Origin of the sequence: Algoriphagus vanfongensis DSM 17529 (assembly GCF_000429465.1) — a bacterium.
In the GTDB taxonomy this organism is placed as follows: Bacteria; Bacteroidota; Bacteroidia; order Cytophagales; family Cyclobacteriaceae; genus Algoriphagus; species Algoriphagus vanfongensis.
The window spans coordinates 220,109-239,213 of the sequence record NZ_AUBX01000014.1 but is presented as its reverse complement, the minus strand read 5'-3'; the positions used below and the strand labels follow the sequence as shown (position 1 = coordinate 239,213).

The following is a 19,105-nucleotide window of genomic DNA, read 5'->3' as shown; positions in this document are numbered from 1 at the left end:
CCCAAACCAAACAACCAATCATGCTCAAAGAGGAAAGACAAAAAATCATTCTGGATCAGGTCCATCTACATCACCGTGTGCTCTTGACCGATCTTTCGGAATCGCTGAATGTCTCGATTGACACGGTGCGAAGAGATGTCAAAGAACTGGCCAAAGAAAAGAAGCTTAAAAAAGTACATGGGGGGGCGACTTCTTTTGGCTTCATGAGTTTTAGCAAGGATGATGATAATATTTACCTCTTGTCCAAAAAGATTCGAATTGCAGAGAAAACAGTGTCTCTGCTTTCTGAGGGGCAGGTAATCTTGATGAGTGGAGGGACGACCAATATGGAGGTAGCCAAGATGATTCCGAAAAGGCTTTCCTTGACTGTTTTTACGCCGAGCTTACATGTCGCGATGCAGCTCTTGGAGTTGCCGGATGTAGAGGTGATATTTCTGGGCGGGAAGCTTCTGCACGAAGCCAAGTTTGCTGTCGGAGGGACGGTAGTCAACTCATTAAATCAACTTAAAGTTGACTTATGCATTTTGGGGACAGGTTATCTGGATGCGGATCATGGCTTGACTGAATTTGACTGGGAGGTGATCCAGGTCAAACAAGCGATGATCAGAGCTGCCAAAAAGACAGTGATCCTATCGGTGTCTGATAAGCTTCATTCGGTCCAAAAATTCAAAACTTGTGACCTGACAGCGGTGCATACTTTAGTCACAGAGCTTCACCCGAGTGATCCTGTCTTGGATCGGTTTAGAGAGTTTGATTTGCGATTGGTTTAGATCATTGTTGGGTGCCAGTGGTGAACTTCACTACGGAATTGGAGTGAGCTGGCAATGTCTGAAGATAGACGTAGATAGCTTTTAGATCAGCTTCTTTCATGCCAGCATACATGAGCCATGGCATGATGGTATTAAATTCACCTGGATTCACCTTTGGATTGACATAAGTGGAGTCGGTGTATTGCTTGAATCTCTGGACAAACATTTCTTCAGACCAATTGCCAATTCCTGTTTGCTTATCCGTGCTGATATTGGAACTGGTGACTACTGCACCACCTGGAAATGGGAAGTCTCTCCCTCCAGAAAAAGCCAGATCTGCTACTACCATACCCTGCGCATCCACGGGTGTATGACACTCGACACATCCCGCTGCATTGACCAAATATTTGCCGTAGGCTACCTGATCTTCAGGTGATGGCTTGACCATTGGCTGAGGGTCTTGAGGGATCGTCTTCATGATCAGACTCACTGGGAAATCAGCCTTGGATTCAGGGACTTCAAACTCAATTGGTTTCAGAGATCGGATATAGGCTATGATGTCATAGATGTCTTCCGGATCCATACCCCCATAGTAGCGGTAGGGCATCAGCGGAAACATGACGCGGTTTTCATTAGTGACTCCTGTGGTGATCAGGCGATACAGTTCTCCATCACTATAATCAGATATTCCAAAGGGAGTGATGTTTTTTGCGTAAAAGGTGCCGGGGAGTCCCATGCCATGATCAAAGCGATCTCCTCCCTTGCCCAAAGTGCCCGGTGTAGGTGGTCCAGAAAATTCCGAAAAATCCCTAGCCGAATGGCAATCCATACAGACAGTGACGTGATTGGCGAGATAGGCACCACGTTCTATGCGTTCTGAGGTATATTCAAAGCTGAGTTCGGGGGCTGGGGAAACCTTAGGGAAGGTGAAATTTAAAAATGCTAAACCTCCTACTAAGACGATCAAAACAACACCCACCAACCATGCTAAAACTTTAAACAATCTATTCATGATAAAAATAATTTAGGCCAAATGAAAAGTAGTGATTATTCCGGAATATTAAAATGAAAACTACTGATAATTAAGCTTTTATATTTCAATACTCCTATTTCTGATGAAATTTGGGATTAAACTAAGTTTGTTTTCTTGGGTGATTTTTAGGACATTTTGAAGACATATTTTACCCAAAAACTTTGGTCTATGTCTATTTCAATCTATTTTTCAATATCAACTAAACAAGAGCTATAAAAAGCTTCAAACCAACCTTATGAAAAAACTTTATACTTTGATTTGTCTCCTTGGAGTAGTCGGATTTGGCTATGGTCAAGATCAAGGAATCCTTACGGGCTTGGAAGAAAAGGCGGCCTTTTATGGGACGATTTCTAAACAAATCTGGTCCAATCCTGAACTTGGATACTTAGAAACTGAGTCTTCTACTTTGCTGCAAAAGACGCTTCAGGATGCCGGGTTTGCGGTGAAAGCAGGAGTGGCGGATATTCCTACTGCCTTTGTTGCCGAATATGGACAGGGAAGTCCAGTCATCGGAATCATGGCAGAATTCGATGCTTTGCCGGGTGTTTCTCAACAAGCAGTGCCCTTCCGGGAGCCGGTCGTAGAAGGAGGTGCCGGACATGCTTGTGGACATCACCTGTTTGGAACAGCATCTGTAGCCGCCGGCATTTCTGTCAAGGAGTGGATGGAGCAAAACAATATTCAGGGAACTATCCGGGTATATGGCACGCCAGCCGAAGAAGGCGGCGGAGGGAAAGTCTATATGGCGAGAGCAGGTCTGATGGATGATGTGGATGCGATGCTGCATTGGCACCCAGGCTCTCAAAATGCTGCCGGAGCGTATTCTTCTTTGGCTAATATTTCTACCAAATTCAGATTCTATGGAGAGGCTTCCCATGCAGCAGCGGCTCCTGAGAGAGGCAAATCTGCCTTGGATGGGGTAGAAGCGATGAATTTCATGGTCAACCTGATGAGAGAGCATGTTCCTCAGGAGACACGAATGCATTATGTGATTACCCGTGGAGGTGAAGCTCCCAATGTAGTTCCTGCTTTTGCGGAATCCTATCACTACGTACGTCACCCAGATGCTCAGGTGGTCAAGGAAATCTTTAAGAAAATGGTAGATGCGGCTGAAGGTGCGGCTCAGGGTACACAAACCAGAATGGAATACGAGATCATCAACGGGGTGTATAATCTACTGCCCAATGAGACATTGGCGAGAGTCATGCACAAGAATCTAGAACTGGTGGGGGGAGTCAACTATGATCGAGAAGAAAAGAAATTTGCGGAGGATATCATCGGTACCTTCCCGGCTGGAGTCAAAGCCAGCCCTGAAGATGCAGCCAAGATCGCACCATTTATGGTTTCGGAAAAAGGATCTGGAGGCTCTACAGATGTAGGAGATGTCAGCTGGCTAGTACCTACTGCCGGTCTGGGAGCTGCTACTTGGGTCCCGGGCACTTCGGCTCACACCTGGCAGGCTGTAGCGGCTGGAGGGATGAGCATCGGTCAAAAAGGAATGATGGTGGCAGCGAAAACATTGGCATTGACAGCAGCGGATTTGTTTAAAAACCCTGAGGTGACTAAAGCTGCCAAGGAAGAATTGACGAGAAGACAGGGGGAAGGTTTTGAATATGAGGCATTGGTCGGAAACAGAACTGCTCCCTTGGATTATAGAAAATAAATAAGAATGACCCAAAAGGCTCTCAAGCTAATCCCTATTCTGCTGATGGGATTAGCTTGTTTCCAATTTGTGTTTGCGCAGCAGGTGGAGCAGAAGACCAAAATCGGTCTAGTCCTGAGTGGCGGTGGAGCCAAAGGGATGGCGCATGTTGGAATTATCAGAGCTATGGAGAAAGCAGGAATCAAACCCGACTACGTCGTAGGTACCAGCATGGGGTCTGTGGTCGGAGGCCTGTATGCCTTGGGCTACAATGCCGATGAGCTGGAAAAGATCATCCGCTCCATGAATTGGGACTTGATTATTTCCAATCGGGTAGATTTCAAGGATATTGCTTTCGAAGAAAAGGAGTATTACAACCGCTACTTGCTGGAGGTGCCTTATGTCAATGGGAAACTTTCTTTGCCCTCCGGCTTGATAGAGGGGCAAGTGCTCTCTGAGGTACTCCATTATTATACTTGGCCCGCGCTTCAATACGAATCGTTTGATGATTTTCCGATCCCTTTTCGATGTGTGGCTACGGATATTATGTCCGGTAGTCCTATCGTGTTCGACGGGGGAAGTTTACATGATGCCATTCGGTCCAGTATAGCGATTCCCACAGCATTTTCAGCTTTTGATTTGGACAGCACCACAGTAGTGGATGGAGGAGTCGTAGACAATTTTCCTGTAGACGTGGTCCGGCAAATGGGAGCGGATTTTGTCATCGGGGTCAATGTGAGTAGCGAAGAATTCCAAGGAGTAGAAAACCTGGGAGGATTCGGAGGTATCCTGATGCAGATCGCAATGGCAGAGTCGATCCGAAAAACGATGGTCAATATCGACAGCACGGATATTTACATCAAACCGGATTTGGGGAATTTCAGTACCGGCAGTTTTGGTGATTTTGATCAAATCCTAAAAATGGGCGATGAGGCTGGTGAGCTGAATCTGGAAAAATTTAAAATGGCTGCTGACAGTTTGGGCTTACATGGGCTGGCTTTTACGGTGACGCCGGTGTCGGACTCTATCCGCATAGATAGTGTGAAAGTATTGGGAAATCGCTTGTTTTCAGAGGATTTTATCAAATCCAAGCTGGAAATCAAGCCCGGTGAAACGGTAGACCGTGACCGGGTGAGAGAGTCAGTTCGGCAGGTTTATGGACTGAATGGATTCAGAAAAGTAGACTATAATCTAAACCCAGTAGGAAATGGCAGCTACGATCTGATGGTTCGTACCAAAGAAAAAACACCTACCAATATTTCCTTGGCGATTCACTATGATAATATTTTCTCGGCAGGACTGCTGACCAATCTGACGATCCGAAACTGGCTTGGAAGATCTTCCCGGACAGTCTTCCTGTTGGATGTGTCCGAAAACCCTAAATTTCGATTTGATCATTACAAATACTTGGGGCAGAAGAAAAATTTCGCCTTTAATTTAAGAGGGAATTTTTTGAGGCAAGAGTTTCCATCTTATGATGAAGGACGCAAAAGCGAAGTCAATGTGCTGAGGACTACCCGGCTGGAGGCACAAGTAATAAGCACCAATTCACTGAAACAGTCATTTCTACTTGGAATGGTCTACGATACCGAAAAATCACGGTATCTATTTGATGTGACATTCCCCGAAGAACTGAAAAATGGGGTTGAGACTTATTTAGGAGCTAGGGCTCGCTATTATCGCAATTCACAAAATGATAGAAACTTCCCGACTCGTGGAGCTGAGGCGCTCTTGGAGGGAGAGTTTCGGATGAAAAACTGGCTGAAAATAAACCTGAAGGCTGGAGTAGATACCCTCTATTTGAATATTGACAATGTGATATTTCCAGTGCCGAAAGATGTGATGGAGTCTTTGATTCAGGCGCAGGTGCCATCTCCTTATGGGGCTTTGTTTGGGCGCTATTCCAAGTTTCTTTCCCTTTCCAATGGTTTTCAGATCAAACCCTCTGGTTCTTTTGGCTTGACTCTTTCCGGAGGATCTGATGAGAAGACTTACAAAGAATTTTTTATCGGTGGGTATCAGCTAGTGCGTTTTAATAACACCAGTTTTTGGGGGCTTAACTATGGCGAAGTGGCGGCTTCCAATTTTGCCAAAGTGGGCATGGATGTGCAGGTGATCCCTGCAAAAAAAATCTATTTACGAGGAGGGGTGAATTACTTGGGCTTTTCCAATTCGAATCCCTTGAAAGATGTGGTGGATGACTCCGAGTTTCGATTCGAAAATGACTATTTGGGATTTGGAGCGGATGTTTCTTATCAGTCATTGCTAGGGCCCATCACCTTGGGCATGAGTTCCAATACTTCAGATCACAAGCTGAGGACCTATGTATCAGTCGGTTTGTCCTTCAACTACACCGACCGCTGACGGAAATGATAAAAATCAGTTTGGGCTAGAAGGTCAATTCGCATAAATTGAAGGCGATTTGATGAAGTCCTGATTAAGGCCACTCTTTCATTCCCAATAAGAATAAGCTTAACATGAAGTTTTCAAAAATTTTCTATGGTATTTGGGCGGTATTGTTTGCCCTCTTTGCGTTTTGGCAGTTCAATGATCCAGACCCCGAAGTGTGGGTGAGTATTTACGTAGTTGCTATTATTTTTTGTCTTTTGGCTGTTCGTGGGATTTTTCCCAAAATTCCACTGACCGTAGTTGTGATTGCTTGTTTGGTTGGGTCTGTGTATTTCTGGCCTGACTCAGTGAGCGGATGGATAGGTCAGGAAGTGGAGCAGGGAGATTTGACTATGAAGACTCCCGAAATGGAAGAAGGGCGAGAGTCTTTCGGTTTGCTGATTGTGGCTGTCGTGATGCTGCCTGGCTTGATCAGATCTTGGAAAACCAAAGCGTAGCTTATAGGTTTTTGACTTCAGCGATCAGTTTTTCCAAAGAGTCTTTGGCATCCCCAAAAAGCATTCGGTTTTTGTTGTGAAAGAATAATTCATTTTCGATTCCTGCATAGCCTTTTCCCATGGATCGTTTGAGTACGATGCTGTTTTTGGCATTCCAAACCTTTACCACAGGCATTCCAAAGATGGGGCTGTTGGCGTCCGTTTCTGCTGCGGGGTTGATCACGTCATTGGCGCCGATTACCAAGACCACATCGGTACTGCCCATGTCTTCATTGGCATCTTCCATTTCCAGTAATTTTGGATAGGGGACATCAGCTTCGGCTAAAAGTACATTCATGTGACCCGGCATTCTTCCGGCTACAGGATGGATGGCATAGGTCATGTCTACCCCTTTCTCCTCCAGTATTTTCTCCAAATTGTGTATGGTATGCTGTGCTTGAGCCACAGCGAGTCCATATCCCGGCACTACGCTGACTTTATTCGCATAGGCTAGCAAAATGGCAGCATCTGTCACGGAGATTTCCTTGACAGTTCCCTGTTCTCCTGATTTTGTGGAGCTCGAATTACTCCCTCCAAATGAACCGATGATTACATTGGTGAGGGACCGATTCATGGCAGTACACATCAAGACTGTCAAAATCGTGCCCGCAGAACCTACCAAAATCCCTCCGGTCAACATCGCCTGATTTCCATATAGAAACCCACCAAAAGCTGCTGCCATACCCGTGAAACTGTTCAGAAGTGAAATCACTACAGGCATATCCGCTCCTCCGATTGGCATGACGAACAAGATCCCGTAAAGCAGGGATATCGCTAAAAGGGTATACAATAGCGTAGGACTCAGGCTACCTGCAAAACTCATCCAAATGGCTAATCCGAAAAGAGCCAGAAGTAAAATAATATTGATGATTTGTCCGCCTGGAAGTGCTTTGTCATTTATTTTACCTTCCAGTTTGCCATAGGCGATCATAGATCCGGAGAAAGAAACCGAACCGATGATCAATCCCAAAAGAATGACGATGAGCATCCCTGTTTCCGGATTTTGATTGTGCCTCAAATGGTCAAACTCAACCAAAGAAATCACTCCTGCACAGGCCCCTCCCATTCCATTGAAGAAAGAAACCATCTGAGGCATGGCGGTCATCTTTACTTTCAGCGCCATCCGAGTTCCGATGACTGTTCCTACGATCAATCCAGAAACAATCAAGGTATAATTCAACCATTTGTCAGAAGTGAGTTCTTCTTTGAAAAAGATGGTAGCGAAGATCGCCAAACCCATTCCATAACCAGCGATTAGATTTCCTTTTCGAGCCTTGTCTGGGCTGGAAAGCATTTTTAATCCTAAAATGAAAGTAATCGAAGCTACAATGTAGCAAAGCTCGAGAATGCTGAGTCCTAAAAGTTCTGTCATGGATTACTTGGATTTCTTTTTAAACATTTCCAGCATTCGGTTGGTCACCACAAATCCTCCGACCACGTTGAGTGTCCCTAAAACCACGGCGATAAAGCCCAAAATCAAGGCGTAATAGTTGGCGGGGTCTGCCTGAAGCATGATAATAATCGAACCGATAATCACCACTCCATGGATGGCATTGGCACCGGACATCAGTGGGGTATGCAAGACCGCAGGAACATTGGATATGACTTCAATGCCCAAGAAAACAGATACAACAATGAGGAAAATGAATTCACGGTTTTCGTAAAAGAGACTTAAAATTTCTTCCATGACTAGACAGTTTCTGATGGGTAAAGAGTGGATTTTACACGGGGACTTTGGACTTGACCTTGATGGGTCACGCAAGTGTTCAGGACGATATCATCTTGCCAGTTTAGGTTTAATTCTCCTTCTGGGCCAATGATTAATTTCAGAAAGTTGACCATATTTTTGCCGTACATTTTGCTGGCATCTAGTGGCATGCTAGAGGATAGGTTTGAGTCTCCAATGATGGTCACTCCTTCTTTTTGACAGATTTGATTATTCTCGGTCAGTTCACAGTTGCCTCCAGTACTTGCCGCCAGATCTACGATTACAGAGCCTGAATCCATATTTTTGACCGTGTCTTCCGTGATCAAGAGTGGTGCTTTCCTTCCTGGAATCTGAGCCGTACAGATAATAATGTTGGATTTCGTAGCGTGCTCTTGGATGAGTGCCTGCTGCTTGGCTTTGAATTCTTCCGATTGCTCGACAGCATAGCCTCCAGCGCCTTTGTCATCTTGCGCGCCTTCGACTTTGACGAATTTGGCCCCCAAGCTTTTCACTTCTTCTTCGGCGGCAGCTCTAACATCAAATGCTTCCACTACTGCTCCGAGTCTTCTGGCTGTAGCGATGGCTTGAAGTCCGGCTACACCGGCACCCAAAACCAATACTTTGGAAGGGATGATACTTCCTGCTGCAGTCATAAACATAGGGAAGAATCTAGGCGAATGACTCGCTGCCAAAAGGACGGCTTTGTAGCCAGCTACAGTTGCCATGGAAGATAGAATGTCCATGGCCTGAGCTCTGGTCGTTCGGGGGACATTGTCCATCGAAAAAGTCGTGATCCCTTTTTGTAAGAATGTGTCCACAAGTGCTTTGTTAGCAAGCGGATTGAAAAGGCAAATTAGGACTTGATGAGCTTGAATCCTGTCAATTTCAGAATCGCTTGGAGGATAAATGCCCAGAATGACATCTGCTTGGAGGGTATCCGCCCGCGAATGGACCTTTGCGCCAGCAGTCACATAGGCTTCATCAGAGGAAAAAGCCTTTTGGCCTGCTCGGGTTTCCACCCAAACATCTACCTTCAAATTCACGAGATTTTTTACACTTTCTGGAAGTAGCGCTACCCGACTTTCATGATCGGGCTCTTTCAAAAGGCCAATTGTCATGGAGGATGATTTGATCTAATTCCTTGAATTTAAGGGTTTTTAGTTGATGAAAAAATGCAGGGCTGAAAAATTGGAAGAAATGGGTGGAGGTCTAAGGCAATTCCTAAAAACCGCAAACGTGCTGTGGAATCTCTGGAATTTTGCATTTTTATAACTGAACTATCCATCACTCAAAGACAGTTGCGCCCATGACTCTCGAATATTTCCGTGATTATTGCCTGGCAAAAGCCGGGACTACCGAAGACACCCCATTCGATGCGAACACTCTATGTTTTCGTGTGGGAGGTAAAATTTTCTCCATCACGGACATGGAAACATTTGAATACATCAATCTCAAATGTGATCCGGAGCGGTCTTTGGATCTGCGGGAACAGTATCCGGGGATCACTCCTGGCTATCATATGAACAAAAAACTGTGGAATTCGGTGTCTGTTTTGGGAAATGTCCCGGATCGATTGATTTTGGATTTGGCAGATCAATCCTATGAACTGATCTTTGCTTCCTTACCCAAAAAGCTGCAAGCCGAAATTCGCCCATGACTTTTTATTCCCTCCAAAATCTCAGTAAATCTTACCAAAACAAACCTGCATTATCTCAGTTCTCCCTGGAATTGCGACAAGGTGAATTTATTTCAATCGTAGGAGAAAGTGGTTCGGGCAAGTCCACTTTACTAAGGATCATGGCTGGATTGGAAGTGCAGGACGAAGGGGAGGTCTGGCTCAATGGAACTCAGATTCTCAATCCGAAAAAGAAGTTGGTCGCTGGCTATGATGAGATCAAATTGATCCATCAGGATTATCATCTTTATCCCAATAGCACGGTCGAGGAAAACATTGCCAGGCCTTTGCTACACTATGACAAGGCCTATACAAAAGCCAGAGTTGAGACTTTGTTGAAGCAATTTGGATTGGTGGATTTCAGAGATAGATTTCCAAGACAGCTCTCGGGAGGTCAGCAGCAAAAAGTCGCCATTGCGACGGCATTAGTAATCGAGCCGGAGGTGCTGTTATTGGATGAGCCCTTTTCGTCACTTGATACCATCCAGAAACATCAATTGATTTCTGAATTAGGGGATTTGCTTCAGGTGATAGAGACCACAGTGGTATTTGTGACTCACGATTTGGATGATGCACTTCGCCTGACGGATCAGGTTTTGATCTTACAAAAGGGAAAAGTCATTCAAAAAGGCAATTCGCGGGAGCTCTGTGAAAGCCCCAAAAGTCGCTATGTGGCAAGGCTTTTTTCTCCAATCAATCTGATCCCAGACCGGATGAATTCCTTCCTTAGGCCCAATGATGTAAGGCTTCGAAGCAAAGGAGGTTTATTGGGGCATGTAGTAGACTCGAGGTATTTGGTGCATTACAATTCCTTAAGAATCAAACTGAAAAATGGCGGAGAGATCTGGGAGGTCGATGATCCAAGCAGGAAATATCAAATCACAGATCGGGTTTATCTGCAATGGGACGAAGAGAAGGTGATGGTGCTGAAGAGCTAGGGAGACCATAGCTTTTAGACCATAGTCCATAGAATACAGTTGAAACCATGTTGAAATTTTGAATAGAAATGGAGTTTTAGCTCATTTTAAAAAATGGTATTTATGTTAGCAGTAATAATATGACAGATCAACAAGCCATAGAACTTTTAGAGAAAGAATTCAAGGAAAAGATGCTTGGGGTGACGGAGCAGTATCTTGAAATTCATAGTCCAATCTATACTAACAATAAATTAATAGTTGACCGCATTGACCGAGACAGAAAAAACGAGCTAATTATCGCTTACTTGCCTGTGCTTGACGAGAAATTTTATTTTGCAGTTTACATTGACACAAAGGCAAAAAAAGTAACAGGTGTTGGGACAGAAGCATATCACCGAGTTTATTTCAGAGCGACATCAGAAACATTATCAGCGGATGAGTTAAAAGCAATGACACGTTTGGCACCAACTGAATTTTGGAATAAAGGCGACCTTAGAAAAAGTGGGAAGTCAAATTATACATTCAGCGACTTTACAATTCTGCCCAATTCTGAGCCTGACGAGTTTGAAGACAAGCTAAAAAAGCTACTTGACTTTTTGGAGCAAGATAAAGAAGGTATTAAACGACTTGTGGACAATGCAAACGGCTATATTCAAGTTGCAATGGACATTCATAATGCAAACGGAATGATTGGTGGATACAACATTGACACGGAAGACATAAGAAGAATGAATGACTTAAAACTATCCATAAACTTTGATCTTTATGTTGGCGGAAATGGCTTTAAAGACTGAAGCTACTACTGCTAACTGCACATTTGCAATAGGCTGGGTTTTCTGCTCCGAAGACAGTTTTGTGGTTGCCGAAAGTTTTATGTTTCGCATGAATATTTGTAGCGAGAATCATGCCCATAGCAAACCGATTTTATGAGCTATAGTCTAATCTTTTGATTTGCTAATTGCACCCATCCCAAGAAGCAAAAAACAAGTAAAAATTCCATAGGCGAAAAATGAGAACTGTGACCGCCAACTGAATACTGATTGGCATTTCTATCTTTGTGATTCAAAATTTACCCTAATCTCTTGAAGTACTCATCTATTATAATGTTGGCTGTGTTGTTTTGGACAGCTTGCAGTTCTCCAGTTGCCAACACTCCAGTTTCTATCATTCCAGCTCCAGCAAAAATGGAGGTGCTGAATGGAAGTTTTACCCTCAACCCATCCACCAAACTTGTTTTGAAGGATGAAGGGAATTTTTCAAACGAAGTAGAATTCCTTCAAATCACGTTGGAACATGCTTTGGGATCGCAGATTTCTGAGGAAGGTAATGGCAGTGAGCTCGAACTTATTTTTGATTCCCAAATCCAGCCAGCTGGAGCTTATCAATTAGACGTCAGTTCTGATAAAGTAGCTTTGAAAGCGGGCGATCCGACGGGGATGTTTTACGCAATAGAGACCTTGCGACAATTGCTTCCTGCTGATTTGGAAGGTGATCAGACATCCACAGAGATTTTCATCCCAACTGTCAAAATCGAAGATCAACCCACTTTAGGTTGGAGAGGCATGCATTTGGATGTTTCGAGACATTTCTTTTCCATCGAATACCTGCATCGCTATGTGGATCTTTTGGCTTTGTATAAAATGAACAAGTTTCACCTGCACCTGACAGATGATCAAGGTTGGAGAATCGAAATCAAAAACTACCCGGAACTGACTGAGAAAAGTGCCTGGAGGACATTCAATAATCAGGACTCCGTTTGCATGGAAAAAGCCGTGGAGGATCCTCGGTTCAATTTTGAGCAAAAACACCTTCGTGAGGTGGATGGCCAGACGCAGTACGGTGGCTTTTATACCCAAGAGGAACTTCGAGAATTGGTGGCTTATGCGCAATCCAGACACATTGAGATTATTCCAGAAATCGATATGCCGGGTCATATGATGGCAGCGATTCAAGTTTATCCGGAATTGGCCTGCACAAATAGTGCTGGCTGGGGCAAAGTCTTTTCCACACCACTTTGTCCAGGCAAGGAAGGTGTTTACACATTTGTCGAGAATGTGTTGACTGAAGTGATGGATATTTTCCCTTCCAAATACGTCCATATCGGTGCTGATGAGGTAGAGAAGTCCACTTGGGAAAACTCTCAAGAATGCAAAAACTTGATGGCAGCAGAGGGGATTGAAGATGTGGAGGAGCTTCAGACTTATTTTGTGGAGCGGGTGACAGACTTCCTGAAGTCCAAGGGGAAAGAAGTAATCGTCTGGGATGATGCCTTGAACTCCGGGATTGACTCTACATTGCATGTGATGTACTGGAGGAGTTGGGCTGCGGCTGTGCCTGAGAAAATTGCAGCGAATGGGAATCCGATGATTTTGGTGCCTGGAAATCCTCTTTATTTCTCCCGCCTGGACGCCAAAATGTACCCTATCTATCACATGCCGCTTTATGGACCCAAATTCCCGGTGGAAAAAGCCAATTTGATTCAGGGGATGCAAGCGGCTCTTTGGTCAGAGACTGTGCCATCAGAGACTTTGGCAGATGCGATTATTTTCCCAAAAATGCTCGCCTTGGCAGAGAGAGCCTGGTCCACACCCGAAGTTCACGACTGGGAGTCTTTCAAAGTGAGATTACAAACTCATCTGAAAAGGCTGGATGCCTTGGGTGTCAAGTATTCCTACGAGGTGACCAAGGAGCTGATTCCATTTATGAATGTCGATACAGAAAAGGAGCAAATTGGGATCATGCTGGATAGCGAGCTGAGCAATCCGGAAATCCACTACACGTTGGATGGCTCAGTTCCCACGATGGAATCTCCAAAGTACGAAGATGAGTTTTTCGTCCAAGGAAGTGCCTTAGTTACTGCGGCTGTTTTTGAGGATGGAAAAGCTTTGGAACCTTTCATGACCCGTCAGGTGGATTATCACAAAGCAATCGGGAAAGCAGTGACTTATCATAAGCCTTGGAATGGGGCTTATCCTGCCGGCGATGCAGGGACTATGACAGATGGTTTGAGGGGAGGAGATGCACATCATGATGGCAAGTGGCAGGGATTTACCAATGACTTGGATGTGACGATCGATATGGGAGAGGAGCAAGAGGTGAATTCCTTCTCTGCTACATTTATGCAGTTGAGCGGTCCGGGGATTTTGATGCCTGGGGCTGTAGAAGTTTCCTTGTCTCTGGATGGGGAAAATTTCCATCAAGTTCTTTCAATCGAAAATGATATTCCAAAAGAGAAAAAAGAATTGCTCTTTAAAGAGTTTGCAGGCAGTTTGGCTGGAGAAAAAGCAAGGTTCATCCATGTGAAAGCAATCAATTCCCAAAGGGCCTTTATTTTCACGGATGAGATTGTGATTAATTAAAACTACCTAATTACATGCTTCTTCACCTCAATCTGGATTTCCTTTGATTCAAGGGTTGGAAGACCGATGACGGATGACCGAAGTTTGCTACAAAAAAAGCGAAGTCAAATACCCATCCAGGATTCGACTTCGCTTTTTTAGCTTTCAGACTTTTGCTTTCAGATTTTAATCATGAGCTCCATGCTCGCCATGCACATGGCCATGTTCTTTTTCTTCTTCAGTGGCTTCTCTGACTTCGATTACTTTTCCGTCAAAATGCAAATCAAAACCTACCAAAGGATGGTTGAAATCCAAGAGGATATTTTCTCCCAGATCTTTCAATATTTTTGCCTGCATGGAGTAGCCATCTTCGTCCATTAGTGGAAGGAAGTTTCCTTCTTGGAGCATTTCTGGGTTGAACCCGTTTTCATTGGAAAACTGGCTTTTTGGAAGGGAAACCAACAATTCATCATCGGCTTCACCATAAGCTTCCTCGACTTTCAACACGAAAGAAAACTCATCTCCTACGGATTTTCCAGCCATCAATTCTTCAAATTTTTCTGGCAATCCGCTATTGCCAAACAAGAAATAGAATGGATCTTCTTCATCTCTCACTTCCGCCTCAAATGGCACAGATTCAATATCGTCTTCGATCTTGCTGACTTTGAGTTCGTAGGTGAGGCCTACCACTGCGTTTTCTTGGATTTTCATAGATTTTTGATTTTATCAGACCGATTCGATCCTTTCTTAGTTATGTTCTTTGTATGTGAAATAAATCCCGCTGATCAATACGAGCAAAATCAAATATTGGAAGATGATCATCGGAGTTTTGGTAGCATAAAAGCTGGATGGAGCAAAGGTAAAGACAATTTCATGGCTTCCTGCTGGTACGTCCAATCCACGCAATAAGTAATCTGCACGAAGAATGTCTGCTTCTTGACCATCAATAGTAGCCGTCCAACCTTCTGGATAGAATATTTCGGAGAATACTACGAGTCCGCCTTGCTCCATATCTGCTTGATAGCTGATTTGATTGGGTTCGTCTGCGGTTAGCGTCACCTGACCGGAACCAGCACTAATACTTCCAAATTCCCCGGAATTGATGGTCGCTTGAGTTTTAGTATTGATATTTCCGATTTGCTGGATTTCTTCTTCGTTGGAAGTGACTGGGACGATTTCCGTAGGAACCCAAGCAGGACCATTTGCCTCTGGATTTTGGAATACGGCATTGGCTTCTTGGCCTGCAATCAGATACTTGGTGTTGAGCATATTCATCACGCCGATGCCTTCCCAGTCAAAATTGCCTTCTTGAGCCTTACCGACAAACTCCTGGATTTCGCCTTGCAGCTGATAATCGATTAGATCCTGATATCGGCGGAGTTTCGCACCGTGATAGCCTCCCAAACTATGGAATCGATAGGATGTTCGCGCACCCTGAGTGAGCGACTCGGTCAGACTTAAAACTCTAAAATAGCCGGGGTCAGTTGCAATCTCTTTTTCGGCGGGAGTTTCTGCGAAAAACTCACGGCCTGGGTTTGCCTGGAATGATTCCGCATTCAGGTATTGACGGTTGATGGTCCAAAGATCCAAGGCCACCAAGGCTATCAAGCCGGCTCCGAGGATCAGATCATTGATTTTTCCTTGGAGTTTGAAATAAATCAGGACAAAAGCAGCCGCTAGAAAGCCAAAGCTTTTCCAAGCAGAAGCTGAAAGCATTGCCTTCCGGTCCGTCTGCATCGCTGTCGCAAGCCATTCGGGTAGATTGACGTCTCCGGGTGCCTCAAATCTGAAAAATGCTCCGGAAGCAACTGCTAAGAGCAATATCAGTCCCCCAACAATCCCTCCTGCCAGATAGAGTGGCTTGAGGTCTTCTTTTTGTAAGAGTCTCTCCAGAGAGATCATGCCCAAAACTGGAAATGCAAATAGCGTAATTCCCAATGCCATGGAGACCGCTCTAAACTTATTGTAACCAGGAAGAATGTCGAATAGCAGGTAATTGAACCAGCCAAAATGCTTGCCCCAGCTCAATACGATAAAGAGAACGATGATCGCACCAAAGGTATAAAGGCTCTCCTTTGGAGCAGCCCAAATTCCCAAAATAGCAAGGAATACCAGGATCACTCCGCCGTAAATTGGTCCGCCGGTGAAGGTCTGCTCTCCCCAGTAGGTCGGAGCACCTTTGACAAATCCGTTGATTTGAGTTGCATCGATGCCATTGGCTCGAAGCGCTTTTTCAGAGGCAGAGTTTTTAGGCAAGGGTGTTCTGCTGCCACCTCCGTAAAAATCAGGCACCAAAAGCGTCATGGTCTCCAATTTGCCATTGGACCAGGAGAAGGCATATTCTCGATCCAATCCTGCAGATTCAGTTTCTATCGTTGCTTTTCCTCTTGTGGAGTAGGGGCTATATTCCAAAGCTGTCACAAGTCGGCCGATATTTCCGCCAACTGCCAGCAATGCTCCCAGTACCAAAAAGCCTAGACTTTTGGAGATTTGAGGTAGCCCTTCTTTTTTCCAGTCAAAGATCAAGCGAACCACCACATAAATAACCGAGACGATCAAGGTGTAATAGGTGATCTGGAGGTGGTTGAACTTGAGCTGGAGCAAAAGTCCCAAAGCCAACAAAGCTGCTCCTAAGATTCGCTTTTTCTCAAAAGCCAGATGAATGCCGGATAAAATAATAGGAATGAGGCAAACAGCCCAAATTTTGGCATTATGACCTGCCTCTAGCGAAAGTAAATTGAAGGTGTTGAACGCAAAAGCAATAGCTCCGACGATAGCCAGTAGAGGCCTCACTCGGAAGCTCAAAAGTAGAATGTACATTCCGACCATTCCGAAGAAAAGCCCACTCACAGGGTGTGGAAGCCCCAAAGTCAGGACTTTGATCAGTGTATTAGTGATATCGCCCGGAAACTCCAAAGAGACAAAATAGGTGGGCATGCCTCCAAACATAGAGTTGGTCCAGAGTAGTTGCTTGCCTGTTTCGGCCCGATAGTCCAGCACTTCCTTGGCAGAGCCTTCCCATTGCAGGATGTCTCCCTGGAAAAGTACTTTGCCGTCGAAAACCATGGGAGAAAAATAAAAGGCAATCAGAAGGTAGAAAATGCCCACTCCGATTAGGTGTGGCAAAATTTGTTTTTGAAAATTCAGCTGCATGAAAGGTGATTTTCTTAGGAAATACAGAAAGAGTGCAAATTAGGAATTAAAAGGGAAACGAAGATCGGATTCCTTGGATTTAGGCTTTCCTTAGGGAATGAAAATCATTACTTTTGCAGCAAATAGCGGATAAACCACATGTTTGATAATTTAAGTTTGAAACTGGACCGGGCCTTCAAAACGCTGAAGGGAACCGGGAAAATCACCGAAATCAACGTTGCAACTACGGTTAAGGAAATCAGAAGAGCCTTGATCGATGCTGACGTTAACTATAAAGTAGCTAAGGAAGTCACTGATACGATCAAGAATGAAGCCTTGGGTAGAGATGTATTGATCTCTGTTTCTCCGGGTCAGTTGTTGGTGAAAATCACCCAGGAAGAGTTGACCAAACTCATGGGCGGCTCCAAAGTGGATATCAAATTGAGTGGAGATCCTGCGGTCATCTTGATTTCCGGTTTGCAAGGTTCTGGTAAAACGACCTTCACTGGGAAATTGGGTAGCTTTCTGAAAAAGCAAGGTCGTCAGGTCTTGTTGGTTGCCTGTGATATTTACCGTCCAGCTGCGATCGACCAATTGAAAGTATTGGGAGAGCAAATCGGAGTGGAGGTCTATGCTGAGCCTGAAAACAAGAATGCGCTTGAAATCGCAAACAATGCCATTGCCTATGCGAAAAAGACCGGTAAGAAGACAGTAATCGTCGATACTGCAGGTCGTTTGGCAGTGGATGAGCAGATGATGAATGAGATCGAGGAATTGAAAAATGCCTTGAATCCTTCAGAAACTTTGTTTGTCGTGGATTCCATGACGGGTCAAGATGCTGTAAACACAGCGAAGACCTTTGATGAGAGATTGAATTTCGATGGGGTTGTATTGACGAAGTTGGATGGTGATACCCGTGGTGGTGCTGCTATTTCTATCCGCCACGTTGTCAATAAGCCGATCAAGTTTATCTCCACCGGTGAAAAGATGGAGAATCTGGATGTTTTTCATCCGGACAGGATGTCGCAGAGAATCCTCGGTATGGGGGATGTGATCTCTTTGGTAGAAAGAGCACAACAATCCTTTGATGAGGATGAAGCAAAAAGAATCAATGCCAAAATCCGTCAGAATAGCTTCAATTTTGATGATTTCCTTTCCCAGCTTGAGCAAGTGAAGAAAATGGGTAACATCAAGGATTTGATGGGGATGATCCCAGGAATGGGCAAAGCCATGAAAGGATTGGATATCGATGATGATTCATTCAAGCCGATCGAAGCGATCATCAGAAGTATGACCCCTCATGAGCGTCAAAATCCGGATGTGATCGATGGAAGCAGAAGAAAGAGAATCGCGAACGGTTCCGGTAGAAATATCACCGAAGTGAACAACCTGATGAAGCAATTTGCGGATATGCGTAAGCTAATGAAGCAGATGAATAAAATGGGGGGAGCCAAAGCCGCCATGGGTAAAATGATGCCTGGGATGGGAAGACGCTAAATTCTGAAAGATAAAATATGAAGTTTAAAAACCCGGTCTGAAAGGATCGGGTTTTGTTTTTTAAAATTGAAATGGCCTTATTGGTAAAGGTAAATTCTATCAGAATCTTTTTTCAATGAAATACTTAAGACTTGCTTTACCGATTTTACTTTTTCTTAACTCTGCCTGCCTTAGGACCACCGATGAGAAGTGTACTTCAATCCTTACTTCTGAGACTCAATTTCAGGATTCCATTCCCAGTGGGCTGGAGATGGACGATGGGATTTACTCAGTTTGGATCAGATTAAAAGGGAAAGTGGATCATGAAATTCAATTCAATGAATTCTCCTTCCCGGCTGGAAATGTGGACACCTTGATCACGAATCGGGATTACTATAGTCCCACATTCCACTATAGAGTTTCAAACGAGGCTGGAGGGAATGTGGAACTGGATGTTTGTGTTGGATTTGCCAGGTTATAAAATTCAATAAGTGAAAATGGATCATCCTCTTCTACAAAAAATAATTTCCAGCTATTTTCCTTCTGAGAT

The 19,105-nt window shown here is 44.4% G+C and carries 16 protein-coding genes; 10 read left to right on the top strand and 6 right to left on the bottom strand.

The annotated features are described in order from the left end of the window. Window positions 1-20: 20 nt before the first annotated feature. Complete coding sequence (locus G460_RS0112225) at window positions 21-770, top strand: DeoR/GlpR family DNA-binding transcription regulator (RefSeq protein WP_026955619.1); 750 nt, start codon at window positions 21-23, stop codon at window positions 768-770. A 1-nt stretch (window position 771) separates the two neighbouring features. Here G460_RS0112225 and G460_RS0112220 read toward each other — a convergent pair whose 3' ends face one another. Continuing rightward, window positions 772-1,761 carry a c-type cytochrome gene (locus G460_RS0112220; protein WP_035464396.1) on the bottom strand — a complete coding sequence of 330 codons (990 nt, stop codon included), beginning with the start codon at window positions 1,759-1,761 and terminating at the stop codon, window positions 772-774. Between the two features lie 256 nt (window positions 1,762-2,017). Between G460_RS0112220 and G460_RS0112215 the strand changes: the two genes are divergently transcribed. The 3 genes from G460_RS0112215 (at window position 2,018) to G460_RS0112205 (ending at window position 6,270) form a co-directional block, all read left to right on the top strand. Next, window positions 2,018-3,445 carry an amidohydrolase gene (locus G460_RS0112215; protein ID WP_026955617.1) on the top strand — a complete coding sequence of 476 codons (1,428 nt, stop codon included), beginning with the start codon at window positions 2,018-2,020 and terminating at the stop codon, window positions 3,443-3,445. Between the two features lie 6 nt (window positions 3,446-3,451). After that, window positions 3,452-5,788 carry a patatin-like phospholipase family protein gene (locus G460_RS0112210; protein WP_026955616.1) on the top strand — a complete coding sequence of 779 codons (2,337 nt, stop codon included), beginning with the start codon at window positions 3,452-3,454 and terminating at the stop codon, window positions 5,786-5,788. 113 nt (window positions 5,789-5,901) lie between these two features. Further along, complete coding sequence (locus G460_RS0112205) at window positions 5,902-6,270, top strand: transmembrane 220 family protein (RefSeq protein ID WP_026955615.1); 369 nt, start codon at window positions 5,902-5,904, stop codon at window positions 6,268-6,270. 1 nt (window position 6,271) lies between these two features. Here the strand turns inward: G460_RS0112205 and G460_RS0112200 are convergent, their stop codons facing one another. The 3 genes from G460_RS0112200 to G460_RS0112190 are packed head-to-tail and all read right to left on the bottom strand — an operon-like array spanning window position 6,272 to window position 9,135. Beyond that, window positions 6,272-7,681, bottom strand: coding sequence for an NAD(P)(+) transhydrogenase (Re/Si-specific) subunit beta (locus tag G460_RS0112200; RefSeq protein ID WP_035464395.1), 1,410 nt, complete (start codon window positions 7,679-7,681; stop codon window positions 6,272-6,274). A gap of 3 nt (window positions 7,682-7,684) precedes the next feature. Beyond that, entirely contained in the window at window positions 7,685-7,996 is a 312-nt protein-coding gene (locus tag G460_RS0112195; RefSeq protein ID WP_026955613.1) for an NAD(P) transhydrogenase subunit alpha part 2, read from the bottom strand. 2 nt (window positions 7,997-7,998) lie between these two features. Then, window positions 7,999-9,135: a Re/Si-specific NAD(P)(+) transhydrogenase subunit alpha gene (locus tag G460_RS0112190; protein ID WP_026955612.1), complete on the bottom strand. Its 1,137-nt coding sequence runs from the start codon at window positions 9,133-9,135 to the stop codon at window positions 7,999-8,001. A 188-nt stretch (window positions 9,136-9,323) separates the two neighbouring features. Here G460_RS0112190 and G460_RS0112180 point away from each other — a divergent pair, with 188 nt between their 5' ends. The 4 genes from G460_RS0112180 (at window position 9,324) to G460_RS21840 (ending at window position 13,968) form a co-directional block, all read left to right on the top strand. Continuing rightward, window positions 9,324-9,674, top strand: a complete 351-nt coding sequence (locus G460_RS0112180; protein ID WP_026955611.1) for an MmcQ/YjbR family DNA-binding protein — start codon at window positions 9,324-9,326, stop codon at window positions 9,672-9,674. After that, the gene (locus tag G460_RS0112175; RefSeq protein ID WP_026955610.1) at window positions 9,671-10,630 is read left to right on the top strand and encodes an ABC transporter ATP-binding protein; all 960 of its coding nucleotides are present in this window, start codon (window positions 9,671-9,673) and stop codon (window positions 10,628-10,630) included. The genes G460_RS0112180 and G460_RS0112175 overlap by 4 nt, the downstream gene beginning before the upstream one ends. Window positions 10,631-10,749: 119 nt before the next feature. Further along, entirely contained in the window at window positions 10,750-11,403 is a 654-nt protein-coding gene (locus G460_RS0112170; protein ID WP_026955609.1) for a DUF4279 domain-containing protein, read from the top strand. 288 nt (window positions 11,404-11,691) lie between these two features. Next, window positions 11,692-13,968 carry a glycoside hydrolase family 20 protein gene (locus G460_RS21840; protein WP_157366925.1) on the top strand — a complete coding sequence of 759 codons (2,277 nt, stop codon included), beginning with the start codon at window positions 11,692-11,694 and terminating at the stop codon, window positions 13,966-13,968. Window positions 13,969-14,133: 165 nt separating this feature from the next. On the opposite strand, the gene G460_RS0112155 is transcribed toward G460_RS21840, so the two are convergent. Then, the gene (locus G460_RS0112155; RefSeq protein WP_026955608.1) at window positions 14,134-14,658 is read right to left on the bottom strand and encodes an FKBP-type peptidyl-prolyl cis-trans isomerase; all 525 of its coding nucleotides are present in this window, start codon (window positions 14,656-14,658) and stop codon (window positions 14,134-14,136) included. A 36-nt stretch (window positions 14,659-14,694) separates the two neighbouring features. Continuing rightward, window positions 14,695-17,100, bottom strand: a complete 2,406-nt coding sequence (locus G460_RS0112150) for a YfhO family protein (RefSeq protein ID WP_026955607.1) — start codon at window positions 17,098-17,100, stop codon at window positions 14,695-14,697. Between the two features lie 138 nt (window positions 17,101-17,238). On the opposite strand from G460_RS0112150, the gene ffh reads away from it, so the two are divergent. Continuing rightward, a complete protein-coding gene (gene ffh / locus G460_RS0112145; protein WP_026955606.1) occupies window positions 17,239-18,576 on the top strand; it encodes a signal recognition particle protein in 1,338 nt (445 codons plus the stop codon). 115 nt (window positions 18,577-18,691) lie between these two features. Beyond that, window positions 18,692-19,036, top strand: coding sequence for a hypothetical protein (locus tag G460_RS0112140; protein ID WP_026955605.1), 345 nt, complete (start codon window positions 18,692-18,694; stop codon window positions 19,034-19,036). The last annotated feature ends 69 nt before the right edge of the window (window positions 19,037-19,105 follow it).